The following is a 26497-nucleotide window of genomic DNA, read 5'->3' as shown; positions in this document are numbered from 1 at the left end:
AGCGTGTACTAAATGTTGCTATACACACACCTTGCTAAGGACGACTGCGATGCATTGCTATCGAATCTCGTTGCTTAAGAAAACTGAAGATTTGAAGCTTTACAGCGATCTTTATGTCAACAACGGCGGCGACCAGGCCGTTCCTTTGGACTGGATGGAGCGCTCCAAGGTCTTTGGTATCTATCATGGTTCCCAGATGGTGGGGGGTTACGTCGAATGCTGCCCGCCCATTCGGTCGACCAAGGATGTTCCCGATGAGATCCGGCAGGCCCTGCTGGAAAAGCATTGCGGCAATCTGCAGAACGTTCAGGAAAACGCCGCTTTCTGGATCAAACGGAATGCCAAGGACAAGGTCTTCCTGCAGGCCTTTGTCTGGGCCACCATAGTCTGGCGTTCCGTTTTCTGCACTCGCTGCAGCTATACGCTCGGCGTCGCCAACCGGAAAGGCATCAGCAATCTTTATAAATTTTTCTGCGGAAAGGTGATCTACCAGGCCCCCAGCAAACTTATCCCAGGCGAGACCTACCATGTCTTTCTTTGGAGCAAGACCCAGCTCCTTTCTGTCGGGGGAAAAATCCTCTTGCGGCTTGTCCGGGCACGGCTGAGCCGCCTGAGAGGCAGCTTCAACCTGCATCATCCGTCCCCCAAGTAGGTCGACTCGAAACTTTCACGGGAAAAGAAAAGGAGCCTTGTATGAGCCATCAACTAACAATAGCCGGCATTTATCTTGTGATCGGACTGGTCTCACTGCTTATGTATGATGGAAAACGCGGCCTCGACCCGGCGGACCGGCAGCCGATGCATTCCGTTTCGTCCTTCCGCTATATCTACCGTTTCTCCCAGCTGGCCTATCTCTATGCCCTGGTGCTCTTTTTTATGGGACGCCATGAGCTGACCCATTCCCTGTTTCATAGCCTTGCGACACTCTATGCGGGCGCCTGGATATCCGTGGCGGGGATTGTTCTCTTCATCGGTGCCAAGACTGCTCTTGGTCAGCACTATAGCCACTGCAGCCAGATGTTTCTGCCCAAGGATATCGTGACCGAAGGCATCTACAGCCACATCCGGCATCCGATCTATACGGCCAACCTTATCATGATTTTCGGACTCTTCGTGGCCACGGGCGATGTCCTCGTGATCACACTGTGGTCGATCATGCTCGGCTACTATCATCGTTCGGCACGACTTGAAGAACGTGGCCTGCAGCATGAATTCCCATCCTATGGCCGCTATATGGAGCGTACCGGACGGTTTCTGCCTAGGCCGCAGCTGCTGTTGAAGTCCTTGATGTCCACAAGGGCAGGATGATCCGAATCGTCGTGCCGTGGCTGTCAGGGGAGGTTTCCACGGTTGTGCTTTCCACCAGCAGTTGCCCACCAAATTTATCAACATAGGCTTTGGCGAGAGGCATGCCAAAGCCTGTACCTTTTTCCCCGGCCGTTCCCGTTCGTGTCGTCGGTTTGCTGGGATTGAAAAGGCCTTCCAGGATATCGGGCGGAATGCCGACGCCATAATCACGAATCACAATCTCAGCCGTGGCTTCCTGCCGTTGTATGCTCACATCCACAGAGCCGCCGATGGGTGAGAACTTGATCGCGTTGCTCAGGACATTCACGAGCACCTGATGGGTCAGGGGTATACTGTCGGCCGCGCAGAGGATGTCGGTGCCCTTGGAACGCTGAATATTGAGGCTCACCTTCTTGGCCTGCGCCTTGCCTTCCACCATCAGGAGGGCACCATCAATCGCTTCATTCAAGGAGCAGGCATCGATTTTTACAGCCTTTTTGCCCGTGCGGACAGCCTCGAATTCCCGGACGTGCACGATCAAATGATCGATGGCGAGGCATGCGCTATGAATCTTGGAAAGCCGTTTCAAGGATACCTGATCCTGATGCGACTCCTGCTCGGCAAGCGAGCTTTCGTTGCCCATGATCACACACAGGGGATTGGCGATATCGTGAATCAGGATGCGCAGAAGGTTTTCCTTGTCCTTGAGGGTGGCCTCGATCTGCTCGGACTGTTTGCGAATGGCTTCCGCCTGGATCTTGATCACATAGTCCTTTTCCAGGGACTCCTGAAACACCTTGCGAAAGAAAAGGGAGATGGCAAACCCTGTGGCGTGACCCAGAAAAATGGAAATCAGCGCCGACCGCCAGTCGCTGTCAATCGCGAAAGGAACCGCGATAACCAGACCATAGGCGAGGGAATAGATACTGTGAACGGCGTAGAAACGGTAAAGAAAGATGTGGGTGCCAAGGATGGCCGTGAGACAGCCGGTCGTGACCGCGAGACGGTATTGGCTATCCATGGAAAATAGAAAATAAAGATAGAGAAGATTGATGGTAAAGATCGCGGTAAAGAGCAGAGTATTCAGAAGCATGGCCGGCTTCTGGATCTGTCGGGCCACTGTCATAAGGAGGAGCAGATCCACGAGAAAGATAATGATCACAAGGAAGCGGGCATTGACCACACGCCAGGCTTCCTCCAGAGGAAATGACAAAAAATCCGTAGGCACGGTCAGAAGCATCAGGACGATACAGATGAGATTTGCATACTTGGTGTAAAGGGGAAGATGGGCCTCCTGCCATCGGGTATGCAAGAACCTGTGATTGCGCTGGTTTTCTTTCGTGTCTGTCATACGTTATGTATCGGCAGGAAATCATCGTTCGCAAGTTCCGCACTCTGCGATTGGCGAAAATCAAATTATATCAATGAATTACGAATAGACCCGAGTCCGGGATCGACCGCCAGAAATCCGCTCGTTTGCGGACTAATCTTTCATTTTGTATGCATCAATGAAGCCCTGGTTTTTCGCCTCAGACTTCAAAAATTACCGGATCGGCAAGGATGGCAAAAGACCCGTCACGGACTGCAAAAAAAAGCCCTCGGGAAAACCCACTCACGTTCCCTGCAAGGGGGTCGAATTTATAATTAGAAAATCGTTTTTAGAGGGAAATCGCATGAAGTCCTCCACCGCGATCCTATTTTATTTGCTTGCCCTGAAATGCAATAAACTGCCACGTCTCAGTCTCGCGGACGAACCCTTGACCAGTCCCAAAAAAGTTGTGTGCCCATGGGGCAATGATGTGTCAAACTCTGGCAGTTGATCGAGGGCTCGGAATGGAGAGAAGCGGTGAAAGATCCCAACCTGATGCGCAAGGAGACCCTGGATATTGCGGATGTTCTGCCTCACATCCGATTTACGCCGAAGGAGCTGAGTGCGACCAGCTTTCCGGAAGCTCTGGTGATGATTGCCGGTGATCCTATTAATATGACCTCGCTGAAACTCCAGACCTTCAAGGAGAACGGTACGCGTTGCCGAATCTGTGGCTGCAAGGGGCAATACTTTGCCAAGGAAAAGTATGCGGGCGAGCCTTATTTTCATCTGAACCTCTATGCCCTCAAGGAGGGAAGGGAGGTGCTGATGACCAAGGATCATATCATTCCCCTGGACAAAGGCGGACGGGATCGGCTGAATAATTTTCAGACGCTCTGCATGGAATGCAATCGCAAGAAGGGCAACAGGACGGCAGACAAGGTCAAGAAGAACAAGCTGAAGAAGAAGTCAGGGGCGAAAGACCAAAAGCCCCGCCCCTAGGGATAGGCCTCAGGGCCAGAAACCCAGCACGAGGCCATACAAAACAAACTGCACCACGTGGTAGCCGGCATTGACGAGCCAGAGTTTGAAACTGTTCCCGCCAAAGAGATAGTTGATCCCAAAGGAGCCAGCCACAAAAGCCAGACCCACGATCAGGCCTTGCGTCAGCGCATGCAGGGGAGTCGGATCCGGCCCGATGAAAGCTGCGAAAAAGAAGGCGGCGATAAACGCCAGCACAAAGGCCAGGCCGAAAACCATGGCCGGGTGCCGGCCTTTGTCATTGGTTCGAGGATCCAGGCCCGATTCCTTGGCCCAGACTTCCAGAAACATCACCGGTGAATACCAAAGCCCGCCGAGCATAAAGCTCGTCAGCGCAGCAACCCCGACCGCCAGCAGATTCACATGATCCATGGTGTTCTCCCCTTCGTTTTCTCCATTATAGGCTCTGCGAGGCGACACCTGCTGCTTTTTTCGACGCGTGAAGGCCATTCCAAAAAAACGGCCATTTGTCCATTGAAATTCCTTTGTTTGCTCCGCCAACCAAAAAAGGGGAGATACATTGTTAACGAAATAAACAAAGTGAAAGGACGTGCAGAATGACAAATCCATCCTGTCGAAAGGGGCCGACAGTAGCCCTGTCTTCCTTGTCGTTCATGGTTTTGCTGAACGGGATCGGCTTCACGCATCCGGAGGCCTATGCAGCTGGTCCAAATTATGGCGAAGTGCTGCAGAAATCGCTCTATTTTTACGAAGCGCAGATGGCTGGTCCTTTGCCGGAGGGTTACCGAATTCCCTGGCGTGGCCCGGCCGCTCTGAATGATGGCGCCGCGGAAGGTGTTGACCTGACCGGCGGATTTTTCGATGCCGGGGATCATGTAAAGTTTGCTTTTCCCATGAGCTATACGACGACCGTTCTCGCCTGGAGCCTGCTCCTTTCGGAAAACAGCTATCGTTCACTCGATCAGGATGTTTATGCGAAACGGAATCTGCGCTATGTCGCGGACTGGATCATGAAAGCGCACACCGCTCCCTTTGAGTTCTGGGGGCAGGTTGGCAACGGCGGTCTCGATCACGCCTATTGGGGGCCGCCCGAAGTTATGCCGATGGCCCGCCCGGCCTATAAAATCGATCGTTCCTGTCCAGGCAGCGACCTGGCGGGTGAAGCGGCGGCCGCTCTTGCCGCCACCTCGCTTGTGTTTGCGAAGGAGGATCCTGGCTATGCGGCGAAGGCTTTGCAGGAGGCACGGGAGCTTTATGAATTCGCCGATACCTATCGCGGCGTTTACAGCGACTGTATTCGCGATGCCGCGTCCTACTATCGTTCCTGGAGCGGATATCAGGATGAACTGGTGTGGGGCGCGCTCTGGCTCTATCAGGCCACAGGTGAAGCGGGCTATCTGCAAAAGGCCGAGGCCGGCTATGAGGCGATTCAAAGCAGCGATGGCTCGGGCAAGCCTTATAAATGGACGATGTCCTGGGATGACAAGAGTTATGCAGCCTATGTCCTGCTCTCCAGGCTGACCCAAAACCCGCGCTACGAAGTGGATGCCGAACGCTGGCTCGATTACTGGACACAAGGTTACCAGGGACAGCGTATCACCTATAGTCCTGGAGGTCTGGCCTGGCTCGACAGCTGGGGTTCCCTGCGTTATGCGGCGAACACGGCCTTTCTCGCTCTGATTTATGCCGATCATCTGGAGCAGAATCCGGGCAAAGCGGGCAAGGCCCGAATTTATCATGAGTTCGGCAAGAGGCAGATCGACTATGCGTTGGGCGCCAATCCCAGCGGCCGGAGCTATGTCGTGGGCTATGGCACCAATCCTCCCAAAAATCCCCATCACCGCGCGGCGCATGGTTCCTGGACCAACAGTCTGCAGTCTCCGGTCGAGACCCGTCACACGCTTTATGGAGCGCTGGTGGGTGGTCCGGATCGCAATGATCAGTATTCCGATCAACGCGATCAGTATGTTTATACGGAAGTCGCAACGGATTATAATGCTGCCTTCACCGGGGCCCTGGCCCTCCTGATCCAGGATTATGGCGGTTCCACCGTTGCGAACTTTCCCAATCACCAGAAGACCACACAGGAATGGTCGGTGGAAACCAAGGTGAATTCGCGAGGGCAGGATTACCTTGAAATCGCGGCGCGTATTGAGAACCGGACCGCCTATCCTCCGCGTCAGCCGAAAAAATTGCGCGTTCACTATATCCTCGATCTTTCGGAAATTCCGGCTGAGCTGCGCGATCCCGGTCAGGTGAAAATCACCACGGCCTATTCCCAGGCCACGGCGGTTTCCCAGCTGAAGGTTTTTGATGCAGCCCGCGCGCTGTACCTTGTTGAATTGGACTTCAGCGGACAGAAGATCATTCCCGCGGGACAATCGGAAAGCCGGCGTGAGGTGCAGTTCCGCTTCAGCTATCCGGCGGGCTGGAAACCCTTCTGGAATGAAAAGAATGATCCTTCCTTTGCCAACATGGGAAATGGCTGGGTGAGCAATCCCCATCTGCCTGTGCACGAGTAAGTTCAGCCGGACGCCGTGGGAAACCACGGCGCTCTTTTTAGCGGAAATTGACTGGCATCGGCCATGGCCCGCGTGTAAATCTTCCTGCAGAACTTCAGGGTCCAACTGGAAGGATTACCTATGCGTTATAACCTATTGGGTCAGACCGGCCTTTATGTTTCCGAACTTTGTCTGGGCACCATGACCTTTGGCGGCGTCGGGCAATGGGAAAGGATGGGCAGGCTGCAGATCGACGACGTCACCGCGCAGGTGAAGAGAGCCTTTGACGCCGGCATCAACTTCATCGACACTGCCAACGTCTATTCCCTCGGTGCCAGTGAAACGATCACCGGCCAGGCGATCAAGGATCTGGGCCTGCCGCGGGACCAGCTGGTGATCGCCACCAAGGCCACCGGTATCATGAATGAACTTCCGAATGGTCGCGGTCAGTCGCGCTATCATTTGATGAATGAGCTCGATGCGAGCCTCAAACGTCTGCAGCTGGATCACATCGATCTCTATCAGCTGCATGGCTTTGATGCTCTGACGCCATTTGAAGACGTGCTTTCCACTTTGAATGATATGGTGCGCTCGGGCAAGGTTCGTTACATCGGACTTTCCAACATGGCATCCTGGCAAATCATGAAGGCTCTGGCGATTTCGGATAAACGCGGCTGGGCCCGATTTGAATCGGTGCAGGCCTATTACACGATAGCCGGACGGGATCTGGAACGTGAAGTGATTCCGCTGGTCCAGGATCAAAGGCTCGGCGTCATGGTCTGGAGTCCTTTGGCGGGTGGCCTTCTGAGCGGCAAATACAAGCCCGACGGTCAGGCGCCGGAAGGCGCGCGCCGCACGACCTTTGATTTTCCCATCGTCGATAAAGCCCGGGCCTTCCGCTGCGTCGAGGCCATGCGACCGATCGCGGAACGTCATCAGGCATCGGTGGCTCAGGTGGCCATCGCCTGGCTTTTGCATCAACCCGTGGTCAGCACGGTGATCATAGGGGCCCGGACCATGCAGCAGCTCGATGATAATCTCGGCTCCACCCGTCTGCAACTCACAGAACAGGATCTGCAGACCTTGCATGAAGTCAGTCAGCTGCCGCCCGAATATCCCGGATGGATGATAGCCTTTCAGGGACAGTACCGGACCAAACCACCCCTTAAGGAGTAGAGGGATCGGCTTCGTGATTCCTCAACTTGCTCTTGGCCGCGCAGCCTGCTAAATCCAGGTAAAATTTGCGAAGCATAAGGGAGTTCAAGGATGCGAGCAGCATGTGGTCTGATGGCGCGGCTTGTTATAGGAATGCTGATTGGGGCGGGGCTGGCTCAGGCAGCCGAAGCCCCACACGTTCCGCTGAGCACAGCCGGGCGTTATGTTGTGGACAGTCAAGGGGAACGCTATAAATTGCGTTCCGCCAACTGGTATGGTTTTCATCATGATCAGCAGGTCCTCAAAGGCCTGGATCGCCAGCCGCTCGATCACATTATAGGTCTTTTCGAGGACTGGGGATTCAACTCCGTTCGCCTGCCGTTTTCCAATCAGATGCTGCATGAGACGCGTCCGGCACCGGATGGGGCGGTGGCAGCGAACCCTGAACTTCGTGGCCTGACACCCTTGCAAATTTTTGATGTCGTGATTCAGAAACTGACCGCGCGTGGCATCACGGTGGTGCTGAACAACCATACGACCAGTTCGGAATGGTGCTGCAACTTCGATATCAATGGTCTTTGGCATAACGAAGGCTCGGGCCTTTACACGCAGTCGACGGAACAATGGGTGCAGGACTGGTTGATGCTGGCCCAGCGCTATAAGAACAACAGCATGGTGATCGGTGCTGATTTGAGAAATGAAGTCCGCACCGCCAAGTATCGCAATACGTTCATTCCCGTCTTTCCCAACTGGGGATCAGGCGACATCCATGACTGGCACAAGGCAGCCACCGATGCCGGCAACCGGATCCTGGCTGTGAATCCGGATCTTCTGATCATCGTCGAAGGCATCAACTGGACAGGCAGCATTCCGCTGCTGGGCTCGGGAGAAAGGCCGCATCTGCAGCCGGTGCGGGAGCGCCCGGTGAATCTCATTGTTCCCCATAAGCTGGTTTACGCCGCGCATAATTATTCCTTTACCGGTCCGCAGCACACCGGTGATGACAGGACGTCGCCGGGAAAAATCCGTTATGGACAAATGGATGAACGCACGCTGCGGGAAACTCTGGATCGGGAATTTGGTTTTGTGCTGAATCAGGACCAGTATTTTACAGCTCCTGTCTGGGTCAGTGAATTCGGTGCGGCGGCAGCGGAAACCGATCCGGCCACGCGTGCCTGGTTTTCCTATCTGGTGACTTACCTGATCGAAAAGGATCTGGATTTTGCGTACTGGCCTTTCAATCATGAAGGTTATGGACTTGTGAGCGAGGATTATTCCCGGAATTTGACCGATGACTGGCGTTATGCGGAACTCACGCGTCTGATCGGGGCTCCGTCCTTCCCCGGACCTTTTTCGCGGGATCGTCTCAGTCGCCTCGCGGTCAGCGATCGCGATGAAAACCTGGTGACCGTCGCCGGCGACTGGCTGCCCTATACCCGCAAGGCGGCCTGTCCTTCCGGGGAACGGCTGGTGGGCTTGAGCCAGGATCATCGGGCGCTCTGTCTCCATCAGGAGTCTTTCGATCCTTCCGCAGTGTCCCCTCGTTATCATGTCGAGGCCCGGGCGGAAACCGCGGCCCGTCCTCATGGAGCGGGCGACTGGGCTCCCAGTTCCACCAAATATGAATGCCCTCTGAATTATTTTGCCGTGGGTTATGCCCAGGATAAGGGGCGTGCCACCGGACTGCTCTGTGCCAGCGCCAGCCGCGATTTGAGCACAAGCTGTCGTACGGTGAATATCAGTCAGGGCGATCATCGGCTGAGCAGCCGTGGGGGAGACTGGGCGGCCTTTTCGCATAAAGGACAATGCGGGGATCAGGACTACCTCGCGGGATACGCCCATAAAGGTGGCAGGGTTCAGGCCCTGCTCTGCTGCGCACTCTAATTTGAAAATTCGACGCTCGCTTTGCGGGCACAGAGGAGCATGCCGCGGGCTTGCTCCTTTTTTTACCTTGAAAAAAAGCCTTAACTCGCCTCATATAGGATTTCCGGTTTGCCTCTGTGTCACTATATATACCTTGGGTTTATATCAATGAGCGGTTCCGATAAGTGTTTGCAAGGCCAAAGTCCGGACGAACAGGACTATCTTCGTTACTTCCGATCGTATGCTTTTATTTCCCATCAAAGATCGATGCTGGAGGATCATAAACGGACCTCGGCCTACCATCGAGCCATCCTCGATAACCGCCGGCAATTTGAAGGCAAGGTGGTTCTCGATGTCGGAACCGGATCCGGGATTCTGGCCATGTTCGCCGCCCGGGCTGGTGCGCGCAAAGTATATGCGGTCGAAGCCACATCGATGGCGGAACAGGCACGCAAGCTGGTCACAGCCAATCAACTGGACAACATTGTGACCGTGATTCAGGGCACAATGGAAACCGTCGAGCTTCCGGAAAAAGTCGATATCATTATCAGCGAGTGGATGGGTTATCTCCTTCTGCGCGAGACGATGCTTGATTCCGTCCTGGTGGCCCGCGATCGCTTTTTGAAACCCGGCGGGGCCATGTATCCCTCCCATGCAAGGCTGCTCTGGGCCCCGATTCGAGCCAGGGAAAGTGCCGAGCGGAAGGCGGATTTCGATCGCGTCATGGAACATTGGGAATGGTTCCTGATCGATATGAAAAATCACTATCAAATCGATATGGATGTGCTGACCCTGCCTTACATTGCGGAACAAAAGCAGAATTATCTGGGCGGTGGGGAGTGGGCGGATGTGCATCCGGATCAGCTGCTCAGTGAACCCTTGGCCTCGCCTCTGCTCGATTTGCATCGCATCACGATCGAGGAATTGAAAGCGGGTGTGACGGGTGAGGGCTCGGTCATGCTGAAGAGTCACGAACCGATCGATGCCATTTGCGGCTGGTTTGATGTGTCGTTTCGGGGGTCGCCGGAACAGCCTGCCGATCATCCCATCGACCTGGATACAGCGCCCGATGCCCAGGGTGCAACCCACTGGGGCCAGACCATCTTCATGCTGCAGCCGCCGCTCAGGCCTCAGCCCGGTGATCAGCTGGCTCTGAACTTTGCGGTCTTCCGCCGCGAGGATTACGAACGCCTCCTGCGGGTCCGGCTCGCCACCCGCCTGGTTCCATCTGGCACCACGGTCCAACAGGAATACAGTGTGGATTAGGTTCATGATCCTCGGCGGGGTTTGTCCCGCTTCTTCCTTGCCGCTCCCCTTACAATTCTGTAGGTCTCAGGTACACTCGAAAGATCGGGTGTCGTGTGAGGGGATTCATGGCAATCAGTACGTTTGACTTATTTAAGATCGGCATTGGTCCGTCCAGTTCACATACGGTCGGCCCCATGCGGGCGGGTCACCGCTTTCTGCTCGGCCTTGAGGAAAAAGGCGTGTTCGATCAGGTCGCCACGGTGACTGTTGAGCTCTACGGCTCGCTGGCCCTGACGGGCGTGGGCCACGGCACCGATAAGGCTATCATGCTTGGGCTTTCAGGCGAACTGCCGGATCAGGTGGATCCGGAATCCATTGATGGCAAACTGATGATTATCAAGCGTGACCTGCGCCTCATGCTCAAAGGCCAGAAAGCCATTGAGTTTGATCCCAAGAAACATATCATCTTCTTCCGCAAAAAGGTGCTGCCGCTGCATTCGAACGGCATGCGCTTTATCGCCTATGATGCCCGGTATAACGAGCTGCATAGCCGCGTGTATTATTCCATCGGCGGCGGTTTCGTCGTCAACGAGGACACGGCGAAGGAGGATCGGCTGAAGAAGGACACCACGGCGCTGCCCTATCCCTTCAAGACAGCCGCGGAACTTTTGGAAATGAGTCGCAGCAGCAACCTGTCCATCGCCGAAATCATGTTTGAAAATGAAAAGGCCTGGCGTTCCGAGACGGAAATTCGGGCCGGCCTCGATCGCATCTGGCAAACCATGAAGGAATGCATCGATCGCGGCTGTCGCAACACAGGCGTGCTCCCAGGCAGCCTCAAGGTGAAGCGTCGTGCGCCGGATTTTTATAAGGATCTGACGCAAAATCCACAGAAAGCCCTGAGGGATCCTCTCTCGATTCTCGACTGGGTGAACCTTTATGCGCTCGCGGTGAATGAAGAAAATGCCGCCGGTTCCCGCGTGGTCACCGCCCCGACCAACGGCGCGGCCGGTATTATTCCGGCTGTTCTGCGTTATTACGAGGAATTCTGTTCCGGAGCCGATCAGGAAGGTGTGTATCGCTTTCTTTTGACCGCCTCCGCGATTGGGATTCTTTACGCAGAAAATGCCTCGATATCCGGCGCGGAAGTTGGCTGTCAGGGTGAGGTCGGGGTTGCCTGCAGCATGGCGGCGGGAGGACTGGTCGCGGCCCTGGAAGGACGATCCTCGCAGATCGAGGAAGCCGCCGAAATCGGCATGGAGCATAACCTCGGTCTGACCTGTGATCCGGTGGGAGGTCTGGTGCAGATCCCCTGCATTGAACGCAATGCCATGGGGGCCATCAAAGCCATCAATGCGTCCCGCATCGCGCTCAAACGGGAGGGAACCCACCATGTGTCCCTGGATTCCGTAATCAAAACCATGCGTGCCACGGGCGCGGACATGAAAACCAAGTACAAGGAAACCTCAAGGGGTGGCCTGGCGGTGAATGTGATCGAGTGCTGATCCGCTTTTCCTTCTGTACCTTTGCGAGAGCCTCCGGTACAAAAATCGAAGCTGCTCGCAAAGTCACTTTGGAAAGGAAGGCTTCATGTCCTCTGCAAAACCTACATTTACCGACATGCTTGGCATCAAACACCCGATCATCGGCGGGGCCATGTATCCATGCAGCAACCCTGAGCTGGTCGCAGCCGTCTCCGCAGCGGGTGGCATTGGTGTGGTGCAACCCATTTCGCTGACATATGTGCACAAACATGGCTTTCGTGAGGGTTTGCGCTATATTCGCACTCTGACGCCGAATCCCATCGGTCTCAATCTGCTGATCGAAAAATCCTCACAGAAGTACCTCGAAAAAAATCAGGAATGGCTCGATATCGCTCTGGAAGAGGGCGTGCGGTTCTTTATCACAGCGCTGGGCAATCCGGCCTGGGTGGTGAAGCGGGTGCAGGGAACCGGGGCGTACATCTTTCATGATGTGACGGAAAAATCCTGGGCTCAGAAGGCCATCGATGCCGGTGTGCATGGCTTGATCTGCGTCAACAACCGCGCCGGTGGTCATGCCGGTCCGCAGCCACCCGAAAAACTTTTTCAGGATCTGAAAGGTTTCGGCGTGCCCCTGATCTGTGCCGGTGGCATCGGTGACGCCGCGCATTATCGCAAGGCGCTGAGTCTTGGCTATCAGGGCGTGCAGCTCGGCACGCGATTTATCGCCTCGAAGGAATGCACCGCGCACGAGGATTACAAACAGGCGATTCTCGCCGCCCGTGAAGAGGATATCATCCTCACCAAAAAAATAACCGGGGTGCCGGTGGCCGTGATCAACACGGGCTATATGAAAAAACGGGGCTCGCAGGTGAGCCCTGTGGAAAACTTCCTGCTCAACAACGCCCGCACCAAACACTGGGCGCGCATGTTCTATAGTTTGCGTTCGGTCTGGCAGCTCAAGCAGAGTCTGCAAAAGGGCGCGAATTACAAGGAGTTCTTTCAAGCCGGCAAGAGCGTGAGTGGCATTCACGAGATCCAGCCCGTGGCCACCATCATCAGGAATCTGGTAGCAGAAGATGCCGCTCGAGCCAGCTCCTGAGCAGGTCCACCGCCCTTTGCCGGATCCGTGGAATTTCGTTGAGCAGCTCATGACGCCCGCCATTCACCCGAATGAATTCGATGGGGGCGCGGGAGGCCGGGGCGGCCGTCATGCACCACGTCGACCAGCCCGCGGGGTTGATGACCTGCTCATGGGAGCCGCCGATGATGCGAACCGGAGTCTTGAGCGTCTGAATTTTTTCCAAATCCAAAATCGCGTCACAGGCAGAAAACGTGGCCTCGACCCAGCCAAAGGTGGGCGGCACGAAGGGGAACGGGGATTGACACACCCGATTGAACCCGGCCAGGGAACGGGTGAGGGGATTGCCGCCAAAAGCCAGTCTTTTGTGGCCACCGGCACCGGTCGACAGCTGCCCGCAACGGGTTCTGCATGCCAGACGGGCTATGGGTTTGGCCAGGAAATAAGGCAAAGGTGAGGTCGGCATGGCCAGCAGGGGTGAACTCAAGGCGAGGGCACGCGGCTCAAGAAGTCCATGCAGCGTTCCATAAAGGGCGACCAGTCCGCCCATCGAATGACTGACGATGGCATAGGGCAGGTCCTCGGCCACGGCTTCCAGCACCGCGGACACGTCCAGCGCATAATCCTCATAGCTGGTGACGTAGGACCGCGTTCCACCGGATCCCCCCTGGCCGCGATGATCCATGGTCACCCAGAGCGTATCGTCACCGAGATCCATCCAGTCCGGCAGTTCAAAATATTTTTCAATCCATTCGCTGCGGCCGTTTAAAATAAGCACCGCCTGCCTCGGCGTTTGCTGCGGTTTCAGAACCGCAAAACGAATCGGCACACCATCGACCGGTGAATCAAGGCTTGCTGTGTGCCAGCTGGCCCGAGCTGCTGAAACGGTTGGAGTCATCCATAGCCTCCTGCAGCCAGAGCTGCATCTCACGCGGATAGTTCGTGCAAAGACCATCAACACCGACAGTCATCAGATAGGACCAGAGCTGCTCGCGATTGGTTTCCCGGCGCAGGCCGATGTAGGGATAGATTTCCCAGCCTTCCAGCTTGATCTGCTGGACCATGCCTGGTGTCACGAGCGTGGCATCCGGATGAAAGATGCGAACCGCATTTTTTTTCATGAAACTTTTGGGACCGAGTTGAAAGGCCAGAGGCCACCACAAACTTTTATCCCACAGAAAGGCGTTGCGAATATCCGGATAATCCCGGGAAAAGGCTGCCACAGTCGGTTCCATGAAGGCCGACACGATCACCTTCTGCGCCAGGGATTGCTTATGAATCAAGGCAGCCAAAGCTTCGACCGTGGCATGACCGGGACTTTTGACTTCCACGTTGAATTCGATGTGGGCCAGAAGCTCGGCAAACACCTCGTCGAGAAAGGGCAGGGGTTCGCCATTGGTGAGTTTGACCGTGCGCTCCACTTCCGAGCGGGTCATGTCCGCAATCAATTTTTTGACACCAGCGGTGCGCTCGAGACTTTCATCGTGCACGATCGCCAAATGTCCATCCCGGGTCAGATGCACATCGAGTTCGATGCGAAAGGCCCCGCCCTCCACGGCTTTGCGAAAGGCATCCCAGCTGTTTTCCAGAGCTTCGGTGCAGGCGCCGCGGTGGGCTATAACTTTCATAGGGACGGTGACCCTCCTGAACTTTATCAATGTTCCAAGCCTAGCGCGATTTCAGAGCAAACTCAACGCTGTTTGCCGGGTGGCTTTTCGTTTGTCAACCGGAGCTGTACAATAGCAGTGAGTCGATCTCTCTCAAGTGCTGCAAGGAGTCTTCCCATGCGCAAACACGCTGGCTGGAAACTGTGTCTGTCCATTTTTATGGTTTCATCAGCAGCCCATGCCGCTGATAACTATAAGACGATGAACCTGAGTCTTCCCATCATCGCCTTCGGCGGGGAATCGGTGACCAAGGCCGAATGGAACCTGCGCGGCTACGGTTCTCTGGGCCTTGAGCTGAATATGATGGGCGAAAGCGAAATGTATTCCGACAAGGAAATCGAAGAGAAGAACGGCGACTCGCTGATGATGAAAGCGTCCCAGGTCGCGCTGCTTTATTCGCAATACAGCAATCCCAAGAGGCTGTCGGGCGGCTACTGGTCGATCGGCTTCGGCTACCGTCAGGTGAAGGGCTACTGGGATCAAACACCCGTCGCCGACCAGGATATTCAGGGCGCCAGCCTGAATGCAGACGGCAAGGTCCGTCATGCCCTCGAAGGCTCCGGTCCCACGGCTCAGGTGCGCACCGGCTATCGCTATGTTGCCGAGTCGATCCCCTTCTCGGTCGGCGCCTATATTGGCATCCGCCACTTCCAGAGCACGATGAAGGATGCCGAGGAAACTGGCACAGTGCTCACGAATCCCGAGGACCTGACTTCACTGCAGCGGCGCATGATGAGTCATTTGGAGCCCGGTATTGAACTCGGCCTGGCATTCTAAGAGAACGTCACTGCCAATCTGAACTAGATGAAGCCCAGTGGGACCGTGATTCGGTACGGTCCCTCTGGGCTTTTCCATTTGTTGCTGGTCTTTAGTTCGGGGGCTCGCTAGACTTTTGCCATTGGCTGAGAAAAGATGAGGCGTTCGAGCAAGCGTTGAGGAGGAAAACGTGCGGATTGCAATAGATGCCCGGATGATCAAACAGGGCAGCATGCACGGCATCGCGCGCTATGTTTTTCAGCTGTTGAATGGCTTGAAAAATGGTCCCTCACGGCATCAGTTCTTTATTTTTGTCAATCGCGGCTCCCCTCTTCTCAATGAGGAATGGCCGGCCCATATGCAGCTGGTGACCTCGCAGGCGCCGTGGATCAGCCTGAGCGAGCAGAGGGAGCTTCCTAAGCTGCTCAGTCAGTTGCGGATTGACCTGTTTCATGCCCCGTCGTTTGTGGCACCAATCTTTGTGCCCTGTTCGATGGTCATGACCATTCACGATCTGAATCACATGGTTCTGCCGCAGTTTTATACGCTTTTTCATCAGATGTATTACCAGCTTGTGGTGCGCCGCAGCATCAAACGTTCGCGTTTTATTCTGACGGTGAGCAAGTTCAGCAAAAAGGAAATCGTCCGCACCCTGAACCTGGATCCCTCGAAGATCTTTGTGACTTATAACGGCGTATCCGAGGATTATCGGCCGATCATGGATCGTGAATATCTGGAGTATGTCCGCGATATCTATGGTCTGCCGGAGCGATTTATCCTCTGTGTTTCCAACAATAAGCCGCATAAGAACGTGCATCAGCTGGTGCGCGCCTACTGCTATTCCAATGTGGATGTTCCGCTGGTACTGGCCAGCCCCACGGATGCGAATTTGATCAAAATTGCGGAAAATTACGGCAAGAAGCATCAGATTTATTTTTCAAAATTCATCGAGGAATGCCACCTTCCGGCCGTGTATTCCCTGACGGATTTGTTTGTCTATCCTTCCACCTACGAAGGCTTTGGACTGCCGCCGCTGGAGGCGCTGGCCTGTGGCACGCCTGTGGTGGTGGCCCGATCGTCCAGCCTGCCTGAGGTGGTGGGCGACAATGCCATCTTTGCCAATCCCTTCGACTACAAGGCGATCGCCTCGGCTTTGGAGCAGGGTGTCTATGATCGCGGTCTCCGCGACGTCCTGCATCAAAAGGGTCTAGTCCATTCCCGGCGTTTCTCCTGGGATCAAATGATCGAAAAAACACTGAAGGTCTATGAACTCTGTGAACGGCAGCCATTGTCTGAAAGCTCGGATCCAGCCCTAGCCGCGCTGGCATCGACTGGCCCCCTGCGGAATGAATCTGGACGCGAGCGAGGTTAAGCGTGCGCATAGGAATAAACGGGCGTTTTTTGGTGGCCAAGAGAACGGGCGTTCAGCGGGCTGCTTATAATTTGGTGAAAACCCTTTTCGAAATCGATCGGGAAAACGAATACATTCTCTTCACCGGCGAGGAGCAGGCGAAGGAATGGAATTACCCGAACGTCAAGCTGGTGACGAGCCGGCTGAAGGTTGGCGAAAACCTGCGCAACCACCTGTGGGAGCAGTTCGTGCTGCCACGCCTGGCGAAAAAGCATAAGGTGGATATTCTGCATTCACCCGCGAACATGGCCCCGCTTTTCTATCGCGGCGCTTCGATCGTGCACATTCACGATCTTTGCTTCGTGGTGAATCCACAGTGGTACAGCTATCTCTTTCACACCGCCTATAATGTTGCCATTCCGCGACTCGCCAGGCGAGCCTCGCGCGTGATCACCAACAGCAATAATTCACGCAATGACCTCCTGCAGTTCTATCAGGTCGATGCCAGCAAGGTGCGACTCATCTATTGGGCTGTGGATCAGACCTTTGGTTCGGGTCTGGTGCAGGAACGCCGTCTGGAGGAGGAGGGTGATTACATCCTCTATGTGGGTTCGCTGGAGCCCCGGAAGAATATTGCGACTCTGATCGAGGCCTTTGAACAGCTGCGGACCGACAATCCGGATCTGAAGACCAGGCTGATTTTGATCGGTGGCGAAAGTCCCCTTTTTGCGGCCGTGCGCCTGCAGATCAAGCAGTTTCACAACGACGTCGTCTTCAAGGGTTTTGTCAGCGACGAGGAGCTGAAGCAGTATTATCGCAAGGCCATGGTCGTGGCCTATCCGAGCCTTTACGAAGGTTTTGGACTGCCGCCACTGGAAGCAATGGCGAGCGGAGCTCCTGTGGTGACGTCCAATACCAGCTCGCTGCCCGAGGTGGTCGGTGATGCTGCGCTCATGGTTAGTCCATATGACTGCGCTCAACTGGCTGGAACTTTGGCGCGGGTGATCCGCGATCGCCGCCTGCGGGAGGAAATGCGCCGCCGCGGCTTCGAGCAGGTGAAGAAGTTCAACTGGTACAGAGTTGCCAGAAATGTGCTGGCAGTATATTACGAAGTTTACTGCGAAACGGGTCAAGGTCGTGGTGATGCCTGCATGCCCTTTGAAAAATGGCAGCAGATGATCAAAAGGGAAGAGCATTATATCCAGCAAACGGCCGAAATTCAGATGGAACGCCCGCGGCTGCTCAGTCAGGGACCGCATCTGAACCCGCCCGTCCTGCATTCCCGAGGCACTGCACAACTCTGACTTAATCTTTGCCACCAGATGGAAGGAATAAGATCGTGCTACGTGAACGCGTCAAACATATTCTGCAGCAAGGTCGTGAGGGACAGTCCGTCACAGTTCGCGCCTGGGTTCGTTCCAAGCGGGTTTCCAAGAATGTTGCCTTCGTTGTTGTCAACGATGGGTCCTCGCAGCGCGATCTGCAGCTTGTGGTTGATGCCAATAATCCGAGCTTCGGCAAACTCGAAGAGGTCAGCACCGGAGCCGCGATTCGCGTCGATGGCGTTCTGAAAAAGTCGGAAGGCAAAGGCCAGGACTGGGAAGTTCACGTCGACAAGCTCGATATCCTGGGTGGCTGCAGCGATGATTATCCCCTCCAGAAAAAAGGGCATACGCTCGAGTTCCTGCGGGACATCGCCCATCTGCGCGGTCGGTCGAATACCTTTGGTGCGGTCTATCGCGTGCGTAACCAGCTGGCGATGCTGATCCATGAGTTCTTCCAGGGCCACGGCTTTCAGTGGGCCCATACGCCGATCATCACCGCCTCGGACTGCGAAGGTGCGGGCGAGATGTTCCAGGTCACAACCCTGGATCTCAACCAGCTGCCGCGGGACGCCACGGGCGCGATCGACTTCAAGCAGGACTTCTTTGGAAAGAGAGCCAACCTGACTGTTTCAGGTCAGCTGAACGGGGAAGCCATGGCCCTTGGCCTGGGTGACATCTATACCTTTGGCCCGACCTTCCGGGCTGAGAATTCCAACACCACCCGCCATTTGGCGGAGTTCTGGATGGTCGAACCCGAGATGGCGTTTGCGGACCTTCAGGATGACATGGTGCTGGCTGAGGAATTTTTGCGCTTCCTCTTCCGCGAGATCGTGCGCCGCTGTCCCGAGGAACTCGGCTTTTTGGGTCAACACTATAAGAATATGACGCCGGAACAGATCGCGGATCTGGGCGAACATGCGTTCGGTCGCATCAGCTACACAGAAGCCGTCAAGGAACTGAGCGCTGCCAAGGTGCAATTTGAATATCCCGTCTCGTGGGGTATCGATCTGCAGACGGAGCATGAACGCTATCTGACCGACACCGTCTTCCAGAAGCCTGTGATCGTGACCGATTATCCCAAGGATTTCAAAGCGTTCTATATGCGCCTGAACCGCGACAATAAGACTGTGGCAGCCATGGATGTCCTGGTGCCACGTATTGGCGAAATTATCGGCGGTTCGCAGCGCGAGGATCGTATTGATGTTCTACGCCAACGTATGATGGACGTGCACATCAACCCGGATGATCTGGCTTGGTATATGGATCTCCGTCGTTACGGCGGTTGCCCTCACGCTGGATTTGGTCTTGGCTTCGAACGCCTTGTGCAGTATGTCACTGGTATGGCCAACATTCGGGATGTGATTCCCTTCCCGCGTTTCCCGCAGGGTGTTGCGTTTTGACCGCGACCGCGTGAAGAACAAGATCTTGACCTGGATTGAGGTTATCAGATATAGTCCGTGCCTCTATAAGGATCGCCTTGTGGGGCGATAGCTCATGAGCAAGTGCTGCCATAGGATACGCAGTCTCCGGTTGGCAGCTCATCGATACGAGTATTTTAGGTATTGCTGGACAAACTGGAGAGTATTATTCCATGAAGACCACGAGCATTAAACCCTCTGACATTAAGAAGCAGTGGGTTCTGATCGACGCTACCGGTCAGTCAGTCGGCCGTTTGGCTTCCCAGATCGCATACATCCTGCGCGGGAAGCACAAGCCAAGCTTCGTCCCTCATTTGGACAACGGTGACAATGTCGTGGTGGTGAATGCCTCCAAAGCCGTGTTCACGGGCCGCAAACTCGATAACAAATTCTATTACCACCACTCCAATTACATTGGCGGTATTAAGGCTGTCGTGGCCAAGGATTTGCTCGCGAATAAGCCCGAACGCGTTCTTGAGCACGCTGTGCGCGGCATGCTGCCCCACAATAAACTCGGTCGCAAGGTTTTCCATAACGTGAAAATCTACGCTGGCAATGAGCATCCTCACGAGGCCCAGAAGCCCGTTGCTGCTCCCGCTCGACTTGTGAAGTAAGGAAGGACCGACCATGGCAACGAAAGCTATTCATGCTGTTGGCAAGCGTAAGACATCGATCGCGCGCGTTTACCTGAAGCCAGGTAAAGGCAAGATCACGATCAACAAACGCGATATTGAAGATTACTACCTCCGCGCCACCTCGAAGATGGTTGTGCGTCAGCCCCTCGAACTGACGGGTAATGTCGGCAAGTACGATATTCTCGTGAACGTCATGGGTGGCGGTCTGTCGGGTCAAGCCGGCGCCATCCGTCACGCTCTCAGCCGGGCCCTGTCCGAGCTGGATCCTGAGTACCGCAAAGTGCTGAAGGCTGAAGGCCTCATCACCCGCGACTCGCGGAAGAAAGAGCGTAAGATGTACGGTCAGAAATCGGCACGCGCTCGCTTCCAGTTCTCCAAGCGCTGATTTTGGCTGTTCGAGTTTTTTGGGTTTCGTTTCGGCGCTTAAGCTCCGCTTAGCGCCGTTGCTCTTGCGCGAAGGACCGTGCTCTTATGGCTGAAACCATTGACGCTATAGATATCGAGTACACAGAAGACGATAAGGTTGTCGTCAAGCAGCTGGATAAAAATATCCTGACCCGCGGTAGCTGGACCACGATTATGTTCCTCTACCAGGAGCTGGATAAAAATACCGATGCTTACGGACCACCGAAGGTTTCGATTCGTCGTTACCAGAAACGAAATGGGGTCTATCGCCAGCAGAGTAAATTCAACATTTCGAGCGCGAAACAGGCCCATGAAATGATTGAAACCCTGCTTAAGTGGTACCCAAAAGATGGCTCGACTTTCGAAGTGCCGGAAGCTCAAGCCTGATAGAAAATCCAGCAATCCATTAAAGCCAGCGGGACTTAAGCGGTCCGAGCTGGCTTTTTTGTTTTGGCGCCATGTCCTGCTTCAAAACAAAGGATCGTCAATCCGCGGTTTGAAGAGCCGCACGAGAAACGGTCTTTTCCTGCGTTTCTTCGGTTTGCCCTGATCCAGCCTCTGCAAGCGCTCCAGACGCATTTCCACGTGTTTGAGAGAGCGCAGGGCCTCCTGCAGGGCCGGGCAGTTGCGCCAGCTGCTGCGGTCGACTTCGAGGCTGGGAAAGACGCGGAGCGGCCCGGCTCCGGGAAGCCAGGCATGCACGGGCAGGCTGGTCAGGGATTCGATCGTTCCCGTATAATGCGAAAGAGCATCGATCAGGCCGCGGCCTGGCTTGCAGGGAATAATATGGAGGTGATCGTTCCGGCTCAACGTGAAGATCAGGCTTGTCAAGGCAATCAGGGCTTCCTGCGCGTGCTCATCCGCCACGCCATCCAGGGCGAAAAAGATAAAGCCTTTGCCGAAGTGCTTGTTGGGAAACGACTGAAGTTCGGCCCAGCCCAGCGGTGGACCTTTGTCATCTTCCTTATAGATCCAGCATGCATCCAGGCTCGGACACTTGCGGCGCCTGTGGCGATAGAGTTTGGGCCTCTTGAAAATTTGGTGGGTCCGGGACGATCCCTCAAGGACGAAATAGTTAAAATCTGTAGGCTCCCAGCGACTGCTGTGCTGCCAAAGACCTTGGGACAGTTGCAAAGGAAAATCTTCGTAGCTCGGCTGGTGCAGGAAACTCGGCATTTTTTTCTCTCATCGCTCGCATTTCTTCTTTGCTATTATGAACAAGTCTCGATGGAAACTGAATAGGAGACTCCGCCGTGTTTAATCCGCAGAAAAAAGGGGGCACGAGCCCTGGGAAAAAGGATCATCCGAAGGACTATGCGGTGACGATCATCACCAGCGGCTGTCATTTTTCGGGCAAACTCTACTGCAAGGGTTCGACGCGAATCGGCGGTAAGGTGGATGGTGAAATCGTTTCCGAGGGTCTATTGATCATCGAAGAGGAAGCGAATATTTCCGCCGACGTGAAGGCGGAAGACATCGTCGTCCAAGGCCACCTGCGTGGAACCGTGGAAGCGCACGGCAAGGTTGAATTGAGTCCCACCTGTGTTTTTGAAGGCGATATCATCACACCCGTGCTGGTCGTCCAGGAGGGTGCGCAGTTCAATGGCCGCACGACCATGGATCCAAGTCGTATCATGGATCGTCAGGCGACACGCGATGACGACAAGGCCTACTCGACCCCTGTATTGGGTGGCACGATCAGTCCTGATGAGATGACCAATGTGGACCTGTCCCTGCATGGTCCGGAAATCAACGCCAATCTTTGATTATGCACGGCAACCCTATCGTTCCAGGCTCTCTTCGGGAGCCTGGATTTCGGTATTTTCTTGCCGCGACTCCTTCAGCTCGGCATTATCGTCATAAGACCATTGCAGGTCTGGACGATTTGCTTTTTGCCGTGGAAGGATGCCATGAAAAGGCTTGTAACATTCTCTTTGCTTGCTCTCAGTCTCAGCGGCTGTACTCAGGAAATCCAGAACAAAATTTCCCGCAGTGTTCAAAACTGGACCGGTACCGACGGAGTTTTGGATATCATCAGTGACGGGAAGGTGATGTATCGCTTTATAAAGATTGATAAATTAACAACAGGTTCCGCCACCGGACAAGGCGGGTCCGGCGAATCGCGCGCCTATCGCTTTGGCTATGGCGTAATGGATAAGAATTTCAATCTGGTCGCCGACGATGACGAAAAAAAGGTCTATTTTGAGATCAGCGACTTCGCGACCAATTATGTGTTTTATGAGAACCCGAATTAAGGATTCTGCATGCGACTTCAACACCTCGCGCTCCTGGGTTTCCTGCAGCTGACAGCCTGTACCAGCAATGAGCTGGTGTTTTCCGATAAGGTGACGGTCGATCCGATTACCGGCCAGGACGGGCTTCCGAAATATGTTCAGGCTCAGGGTCAGCAGCCCGTGAGCGGGAGTGGCAGGATTCAATGGTTCACCTGTACCCAGGGCCCGGCGGCGCCTACCATGGTGCTCCTCAATCCAGGGCCCAAACCCTGGAGCCAGGATGAAGTCTGCAAAACGGCTCCGGCCCTGGCCTTTCTCAATCATGGCTTGAACGTGGTGGCGATCAACCGTCCGGAGACGGAAACCCTCGGAGACGACACGTCGCTCAATCAGGTCAAGGAAACTGTGGATTTTCTGCAGAAAGAGGGGGATCGTCGCCTGGAGGGACTTTGGTCGCTCGGTGAGGGCAGTGTTTTGGCTCTGCGCCTTGCGCGCCAGTATCCTTGGAAGGTTTTGATCATCGGCAACGGGATCTATGATCTGGAAATGACCCTGAAAGATAGTGCTGACAAGGACTTCCTGGCCCGCGTCAAGGCCATGACTGGCAGCAGCAACCCAAGTTTCGTCGAGAAGCGTTCGGCATCCTGGGATTTGAGCGGCCTGCCTAAAGTGGTATATCTCTATCATGGCGGCCGGAACGCGCAGGTCAACTCCAAACAAGCCACGCAATTCCGCAATTCTCTGGCCGCCAGTGAACACAAGGTCGAACTGTATATTCTTGAAGAGGGTACAGAGGATCTACGCCCGGACTATCATCGCGGTGTTCTCAGCAAAATTCTTGAAAATTATCAAAAGCCTGAATAAAGAGTCCAGCTCATGCTTAAGTGGCAGCCCTTGCGCCTGCCACCGGACTTTTTGGGCAGGAACTGCCGATTCCCGTTGCCACACAGCACGCTATTATAGAAACCGGACGGCTCTGTCTGTTTTGGCTTTTTTGTTTGGCTTATAGTTGCTATTTCATTCGCTGGCAGGGTCTGCTTTAGCCAACTTTTGAGTATCATGGCAAACATCTGCCGCCCAATACCCAAGCATGTAGGGAGACGATATGGCATTTGAGGTCCGTTTTCCGGTCGTAGGAGAATCCGTCCAAGAAGGACAGGTCTATAAATGGCGCAAGAAGACCGGCGAATTCGTCAAGCGTGACGAGGTTTTGGTGGAAGTCGAAACCGATAAGGCCACTGTCGAAATCGTTGCCGAAGCTGAAGGGACTCTGACCGTTCAAAAAAATGAAGGCGAAACGATTGCTGTTGGCGAACTTCTCGCCTCCATCGATACCTCGGCGAAGGCTCCAGCCGCCGCAGCTCCAGCGGCACCAGCGGCTGCGCCCAAAGCAGCTGCACCGGCTGTTCCACCACCACCTGCTCCCAAAGCTGCACCGGGCGGCGATAGCCGTCCTCAAAGTCCAGCGGTGGCGCGTATGGCTGCTGAGCATCAGGTCGATACTGCAGCGATCGCAGGCAGCGGTCGCGGCGGTCGGGTCACCAAGGATGATATGGTCGCGCACCTTGAGAGTCCCAAGCCAGCGGCTCCGGCTGCAGCGGCAGCACCCAAAGCACCTGCACCTCTGCCGGCTGCTCCAAGCGGTGCCCGCACGGAGCGCCGTGAGAAGATGAGCCGTCTCCGCCAGCGTATTGCGGAACGTCTCGTGGAAGCGCAACACACGGCTGCCATGCTCACCACCTTCAACGAAGTGGATATGAGCGGAGTCATGGAGCTGCGCAAGCGTTATAAGGATCCCTTTAAGGAAGTCCATGGCGTGGGCCTGGGTTTCATGAGCTTTTTCGTCAAAGCCGCCGTGCAGGCTTTGAAACAATTTCCGGCCATCAACGGCTACGTGGATGGAACGGACATCGTCTATCATGATTACTATGATATCGGCGTTGCAGTCTCGACCGAGCGTGGACTCATGGTCCCAGTGGTCCGTGATGTGGATAAGCTGAGCTTTGCGCAGATTGAAGGCGCGATTGCGGATTACGCGAAAAAGGGCCGTGAAGGCAAAATTTCGCTCGATGATCTGACGGGTGGAACCTTCACGATTTCCAACGGTGGAACCTTCGGCAGTCTTCTATCGACGCCGATCCTGAACCCACCCCAGAGCGCGATCCTCGGCATGCACAAGATCGAAGAGCGTCCGGTGGTGGTCAACGGTCAGATCGTGATCCGGCCGATGATGTATCTCGCCATGTCCTACGATCACCGTATTGTGGATGGCAAGGAAGCGGTCGGCTTCCTCGTGAAGATCAAGGAAAACATTGAAGACCCAGCACGTCTGCTGCTTGGAGTATAAGGGCTATGGCGGAAACTCAATTTGATCTCGTGGTTATTGGTGGCGGTCCTGGTGGCTATGTGGCTGCAATCCGTGCGGCGCAACTGGGCCTGAAAACGGCTGTGGTTGAAAGCCGGGGCGCATTGGGTGGAACCTGTTTGAACGTCGGCTGTATTCCCAGCAAGGCGCTCCTGCAGTCGAGCGAGCATTTTTCCCACGCGAAGCATAAGCTGAAGGATCATGGCGTCCTCGTGGACAAGGTTGGCCTGAACCTTGATGTGATGATGAAGCGCAAGGACGCTATCGTCAAGAAGCTGACCAGCGGCGTCGAATTCCTGATGAAGAAAAACAAGATTACCTATCTGAAGGGCTTTGGCTCCTTCCTCGACCGGAACACCGTTAAGGTGGCCTTGAACGAAGGCGGCGAGCAAACGCTGCAGACCAAATCCACGATCATAGCCACCGGCTCAGAGGCGATTGAAATTCCTATCGCGCCTTTCGATGAAAAACAGGTGCTCAGCTCCACGGGGGCTCTGGCGCTGGAAGCAGTCCCGGACCATCTGGTGGTGATCGGTGGCGGCGTCATCGGTCTGGAGATGGGCAGTGTCTGGGCCCGCCTCGGAGCCAAGGTCACGGTGATTGAAGCCGCGGACAGCATTCTGCCGATGATGGACAAGGATGTGATCCGCACCATGAAAAAAGTCCTCGGTGCGGAGGGCATGGAATTCCATGAAAAAGCCCGCTTCACCGAACTCAAGAAAAGCGGCAAGAAGCTCACCGTCGTGGCTGATAAAGGCGGCGAAACGGTGAGCATCAACTGCGACAGGCTCCTCGTGGCTGTGGGTCGCCGCGCCTTCACCAAAAACCTGGGTCTGGAGAAGGTCGGCATTACGCCCGAGAAAAACGGCAAGATCAAAACCGATGGTCACTACGGAACCGGCGTGCCCGGCATCTATGCGATCGGTGATGTGATCGACGGCCCCATGCTCGCGCATAAGGCCGAGGAGGAAGGCGTGGCCTGTGCGGAAATGATCGCCGGCAAGCCTGGACATGTGAATTACGTGGCGATTCCCAACGTTGTGTATACCTGGCCTGAAGTGGCTGCCATTGGCATCAATGAACAGGAAGCGCAGGCGCAGGGCCTTGAAGTGAATATCGGCAAATTCCCGTTTGCACCGAACGGTCGCGCCATGGCCTTTGGGGAAACGGAAGGCTTTGTGAAGCTGATTGCCGATAAGAAAACCGATCGTCTGCTCGGTGCCCATATCGTCGGTCCCATGGCTTCCGAACTGATTGCAGAGCTGGCCATAGCCTTTGAATACTCTGCCAGCGCGGAAGATGTGGCCCGTTCGGTTCATGCGCACCCGACCCTGGCTGAAGTTATTAAAGAAGCAGCTCTGGCTGTGGACAAAAGATCTTTACATAGTTAACGGGTCATCCACCTAAAGAAGGA

Annotated in this window: 26 protein-coding genes; 21 read left to right on the top strand and 5 right to left on the bottom strand. The window is 55.0% G+C overall.

Annotated elements, in window-relative coordinates; genetic code table 11:
* Positions 1-49 precede the first annotated feature (49 nt).
* Together OLTU_RS29760 and OLTU_RS29755 are read left to right on the top strand one after the other, a co-directional pair.
* The gene (locus tag OLTU_RS29760; RefSeq protein WP_141736355.1) at positions 50-652 is read left to right on the top strand and encodes a hypothetical protein; all 603 of its coding nucleotides are present in this window, start codon (positions 50-52) and stop codon (positions 650-652) included.
* Between the two features lie 41 nt (positions 653-693).
* Positions 694-1308, top strand: coding sequence for a methyltransferase family protein (locus tag OLTU_RS29755; protein WP_141736354.1), 615 nt, complete (start codon positions 694-696; stop codon positions 1306-1308).
* Here the strand turns inward: OLTU_RS29755 and OLTU_RS29750 are convergent.
* A complete protein-coding gene (locus tag OLTU_RS29750) occupies positions 1259-2599 on the bottom strand; it encodes a sensor histidine kinase (protein WP_218110355.1) in 1341 nt (446 codons plus the stop codon). The genes OLTU_RS29755 and OLTU_RS29750 overlap by 50 nt on opposite strands.
* Positions 2600-3133: 534 nt before the next feature.
* On the opposite strand from OLTU_RS29750, the gene OLTU_RS29745 reads away from it, so the two are divergent.
* A complete protein-coding gene (locus OLTU_RS29745) occupies positions 3134-3598 on the top strand; it encodes an HNH endonuclease (protein WP_141736352.1) in 465 nt (154 codons plus the stop codon).
* Positions 3599-3607: 9 nt separating this feature from the next.
* On the opposite strand, the gene OLTU_RS29740 is transcribed toward OLTU_RS29745, so the two are convergent.
* Positions 3608-4009, bottom strand: a complete 402-nt coding sequence (locus tag OLTU_RS29740; RefSeq protein ID WP_176737081.1) for a DUF1761 domain-containing protein — start codon at positions 4007-4009, stop codon at positions 3608-3610.
* A gap of 242 nt (positions 4010-4251) precedes the next feature.
* Here OLTU_RS29740 and OLTU_RS29735 point away from each other — a divergent pair, with 242 nt between their 5' ends.
* From OLTU_RS29735 to OLTU_RS29710, 6 genes are all read left to right on the top strand, one after another.
* Positions 4252-6120: a glycoside hydrolase family 9 protein gene (locus OLTU_RS29735; protein ID WP_218110354.1), complete on the top strand. Its 1869-nt coding sequence runs from the start codon at positions 4252-4254 to the stop codon at positions 6118-6120.
* Positions 6121-6240: 120 nt separating this feature from the next.
* Positions 6241-7275, top strand: a complete 1035-nt coding sequence (locus tag OLTU_RS29730; RefSeq protein ID WP_141736349.1) for an aldo/keto reductase — start codon at positions 6241-6243, stop codon at positions 7273-7275.
* A 90-nt stretch (positions 7276-7365) separates the two neighbouring features.
* Positions 7366-9138 carry a glycoside hydrolase family 5 protein gene (locus tag OLTU_RS29725; protein WP_141736348.1) on the top strand — a complete coding sequence of 591 codons (1773 nt, stop codon included), beginning with the start codon at positions 7366-7368 and terminating at the stop codon, positions 9136-9138.
* Between the two features lie 246 nt (positions 9139-9384).
* Positions 9385-10383, top strand: coding sequence for a 50S ribosomal protein L11 methyltransferase (locus OLTU_RS29720; RefSeq protein WP_218110353.1), 999 nt, complete (start codon positions 9385-9387; stop codon positions 10381-10383).
* A gap of 107 nt (positions 10384-10490) precedes the next feature.
* Entirely contained in the window at positions 10491-11870 is a 1380-nt protein-coding gene (locus OLTU_RS29715; protein WP_141736346.1) for an L-serine ammonia-lyase, read from the top strand.
* A gap of 85 nt (positions 11871-11955) precedes the next feature.
* Entirely contained in the window at positions 11956-12948 is a 993-nt protein-coding gene (locus OLTU_RS29710) for an NAD(P)H-dependent flavin oxidoreductase (RefSeq protein WP_141736345.1), read from the top strand.
* Here the strand turns inward: OLTU_RS29710 and OLTU_RS29705 are convergent.
* Positions 12905-13825 carry an alpha/beta hydrolase gene (locus tag OLTU_RS29705; protein WP_176737080.1) on the bottom strand — a complete coding sequence of 307 codons (921 nt, stop codon included), beginning with the start codon at positions 13823-13825 and terminating at the stop codon, positions 12905-12907. The genes OLTU_RS29710 and OLTU_RS29705 overlap by 44 nt on opposite strands.
* On the bottom strand, positions 13773-14555 hold the full coding sequence (locus OLTU_RS29700) for a glycerophosphodiester phosphodiesterase (RefSeq protein ID WP_141736343.1): 783 nt from the start codon (positions 14553-14555) through the stop codon (positions 13773-13775). Before OLTU_RS29700 ends, OLTU_RS29705 begins: the two co-directional genes overlap by 53 nt.
* Before the next feature lie 156 nt (positions 14556-14711).
* Here OLTU_RS29700 and OLTU_RS29695 point away from each other — a divergent pair, with 156 nt between their 5' ends.
* The 7 genes from OLTU_RS29695 to OLTU_RS29665 all read left to right on the top strand — a co-directional run bounded on the left by OLTU_RS29695 (position 14712) and on the right by OLTU_RS29665 (position 20871).
* Positions 14712-15371: a hypothetical protein gene (locus tag OLTU_RS29695; protein WP_141736342.1), complete on the top strand. Its 660-nt coding sequence runs from the start codon at positions 14712-14714 to the stop codon at positions 15369-15371.
* Between the two features lie 169 nt (positions 15372-15540).
* On the top strand, positions 15541-16722 hold the full coding sequence (locus tag OLTU_RS29690) for a glycosyltransferase family 4 protein (protein ID WP_141736341.1): 1182 nt from the start codon (positions 15541-15543) through the stop codon (positions 16720-16722).
* Between the two features lie 32 nt (positions 16723-16754).
* Positions 16755-18005 carry a glycosyltransferase family 4 protein gene (locus OLTU_RS29685; protein ID WP_218110352.1) on the top strand — a complete coding sequence of 417 codons (1251 nt, stop codon included), beginning with the start codon at positions 16755-16757 and terminating at the stop codon, positions 18003-18005.
* Between the two features lie 35 nt (positions 18006-18040).
* Positions 18041-19426: an asparagine--tRNA ligase gene (gene asnS, locus OLTU_RS29680; RefSeq protein ID WP_141736339.1), complete on the top strand. Its 1386-nt coding sequence runs from the start codon at positions 18041-18043 to the stop codon at positions 19424-19426.
* Positions 19427-19617: 191 nt separating this feature from the next.
* Positions 19618-20058 carry a 50S ribosomal protein L13 gene (gene rplM, locus OLTU_RS29675; protein ID WP_141736338.1) on the top strand — a complete coding sequence of 147 codons (441 nt, stop codon included), beginning with the start codon at positions 19618-19620 and terminating at the stop codon, positions 20056-20058.
* A gap of 13 nt (positions 20059-20071) precedes the next feature.
* Positions 20072-20464 (top strand): 30S ribosomal protein S9, encoded by a 393-nt coding sequence (rpsI, locus tag OLTU_RS29670; protein ID WP_141736337.1) that lies wholly within the window; start codon positions 20072-20074, stop codon positions 20462-20464.
* A gap of 86 nt (positions 20465-20550) precedes the next feature.
* Positions 20551-20871: a hypothetical protein gene (locus tag OLTU_RS29665; RefSeq protein ID WP_141736336.1), complete on the top strand. Its 321-nt coding sequence runs from the start codon at positions 20551-20553 to the stop codon at positions 20869-20871.
* A gap of 81 nt (positions 20872-20952) precedes the next feature.
* On the opposite strand, the gene OLTU_RS29660 is transcribed toward OLTU_RS29665, so the two are convergent.
* On the bottom strand, positions 20953-21660 hold the full coding sequence (locus OLTU_RS29660; protein ID WP_141736335.1) for a hypothetical protein: 708 nt from the start codon (positions 21658-21660) through the stop codon (positions 20953-20955).
* 77 nt (positions 21661-21737) lie between these two features.
* Here OLTU_RS29660 and OLTU_RS29655 point away from each other — a divergent pair, with 77 nt between their 5' ends.
* The 5 genes from OLTU_RS29655 to lpdA all read left to right on the top strand — a co-directional run bounded on the left by OLTU_RS29655 (position 21738) and on the right by lpdA (position 26474).
* The gene (locus OLTU_RS29655; protein ID WP_176737079.1) at positions 21738-22250 is read left to right on the top strand and encodes a bactofilin family protein; all 513 of its coding nucleotides are present in this window, start codon (positions 21738-21740) and stop codon (positions 22248-22250) included.
* 144 nt (positions 22251-22394) lie between these two features.
* Complete coding sequence (locus OLTU_RS29650; RefSeq protein WP_141736333.1) at positions 22395-22739, top strand: putative periplasmic lipoprotein; 345 nt, start codon at positions 22395-22397, stop codon at positions 22737-22739.
* 9 nt (positions 22740-22748) lie between these two features.
* On the top strand, positions 22749-23582 hold the full coding sequence (locus tag OLTU_RS29645; protein ID WP_141736332.1) for an alpha/beta fold hydrolase: 834 nt from the start codon (positions 22749-22751) through the stop codon (positions 23580-23582).
* A 241-nt stretch (positions 23583-23823) separates the two neighbouring features.
* Positions 23824-25065: a 2-oxoglutarate dehydrogenase complex dihydrolipoyllysine-residue succinyltransferase gene (odhB, locus tag OLTU_RS29640; protein WP_141736331.1), complete on the top strand. Its 1242-nt coding sequence runs from the start codon at positions 23824-23826 to the stop codon at positions 25063-25065.
* A gap of 5 nt (positions 25066-25070) precedes the next feature.
* Entirely contained in the window at positions 25071-26474 is a 1404-nt protein-coding gene (gene lpdA, locus OLTU_RS29635; protein WP_141736330.1) for a dihydrolipoyl dehydrogenase, read from the top strand.
* Positions 26475-26497 lie beyond the last annotated feature (23 nt).

Origin of the sequence: Oligoflexus tunisiensis (genome assembly GCF_001748245.1) — a bacterium.
Lineage (GTDB): Bacteria > Bdellovibrionota_B > Oligoflexia > Oligoflexales > Oligoflexaceae > Oligoflexus > Oligoflexus tunisiensis.
The sequence above is the reverse complement of the archived record's forward strand: the minus strand, read 5'-3'. Positions and strand labels throughout refer to the sequence as shown.

Bases quoted from the DNA above. Each gene is read 5' to 3' on its own strand.
- OLTU_RS29705 (WP_176737080.1), bottom strand. From the start codon at position 13,825: ATGACTCCAACCGTTTCAGCAGCTCGGGCCAGCTGGCACACAGCAAGC.
- lpdA (WP_141736330.1), top strand. From the start codon at position 25,071: ATGGCGGAAACTCAATTTGATCTCGTGGTTATTGGTGGCGGTCCTGGT.
- OLTU_RS29730 (WP_141736349.1), top strand. From the start codon at position 6,241: ATGCGTTATAACCTATTGGGTCAGACCGGCCTTTATGTTTCCGAACTT.
- OLTU_RS29660 (WP_141736335.1), bottom strand. From the start codon at position 21,660: ATGCCGAGTTTCCTGCACCAGCCGAGCTACGAAGATTTTCCTTTGCAA.
- OLTU_RS29720 (WP_218110353.1), top strand. From the start codon at position 9,385: ATGCTGGAGGATCATAAACGGACCTCGGCCTACCATCGAGCCATCCTC.
- OLTU_RS29715 (WP_141736346.1), top strand. From the start codon at position 10,491: ATGGCAATCAGTACGTTTGACTTATTTAAGATCGGCATTGGTCCGTCC.
- OLTU_RS29755 (WP_141736354.1), top strand. From the start codon at position 694: ATGAGCCATCAACTAACAATAGCCGGCATTTATCTTGTGATCGGACTG.
- OLTU_RS29645 (WP_141736332.1), top strand. From the start codon at position 22,749: ATGCGACTTCAACACCTCGCGCTCCTGGGTTTCCTGCAGCTGACAGCC.
- rpsI (WP_141736337.1), top strand. From the start codon at position 20,072: ATGGCAACGAAAGCTATTCATGCTGTTGGCAAGCGTAAGACATCGATC.
- OLTU_RS29760 (WP_141736355.1), top strand. From the start codon at position 50: ATGCATTGCTATCGAATCTCGTTGCTTAAGAAAACTGAAGATTTGAAG.
- OLTU_RS29695 (WP_141736342.1), top strand. From the start codon at position 14,712: ATGCGCAAACACGCTGGCTGGAAACTGTGTCTGTCCATTTTTATGGTT.
- OLTU_RS29740 (WP_176737081.1), bottom strand. From the start codon at position 4,009: ATGGATCATGTGAATCTGCTGGCGGTCGGGGTTGCTGCGCTGACGAGC.
- rplM (WP_141736338.1), top strand. From the start codon at position 19,618: ATGAAGACCACGAGCATTAAACCCTCTGACATTAAGAAGCAGTGGGTT.
- OLTU_RS29735 (WP_218110354.1), top strand. From the start codon at position 4,252: ATGGTTTTGCTGAACGGGATCGGCTTCACGCATCCGGAGGCCTATGCA.
- OLTU_RS29710 (WP_141736345.1), top strand. From the start codon at position 11,956: ATGTCCTCTGCAAAACCTACATTTACCGACATGCTTGGCATCAAACAC.
- odhB (WP_141736331.1), top strand. From the start codon at position 23,824: ATGGCATTTGAGGTCCGTTTTCCGGTCGTAGGAGAATCCGTCCAAGAA.
- OLTU_RS29725 (WP_141736348.1), top strand. From the start codon at position 7,366: ATGCGAGCAGCATGTGGTCTGATGGCGCGGCTTGTTATAGGAATGCTG.
- OLTU_RS29665 (WP_141736336.1), top strand. From the start codon at position 20,551: ATGGCTGAAACCATTGACGCTATAGATATCGAGTACACAGAAGACGAT.
- OLTU_RS29650 (WP_141736333.1), top strand. From the start codon at position 22,395: ATGAAAAGGCTTGTAACATTCTCTTTGCTTGCTCTCAGTCTCAGCGGC.
- OLTU_RS29700 (WP_141736343.1), bottom strand. From the start codon at position 14,555: ATGAAAGTTATAGCCCACCGCGGCGCCTGCACCGAAGCTCTGGAAAAC.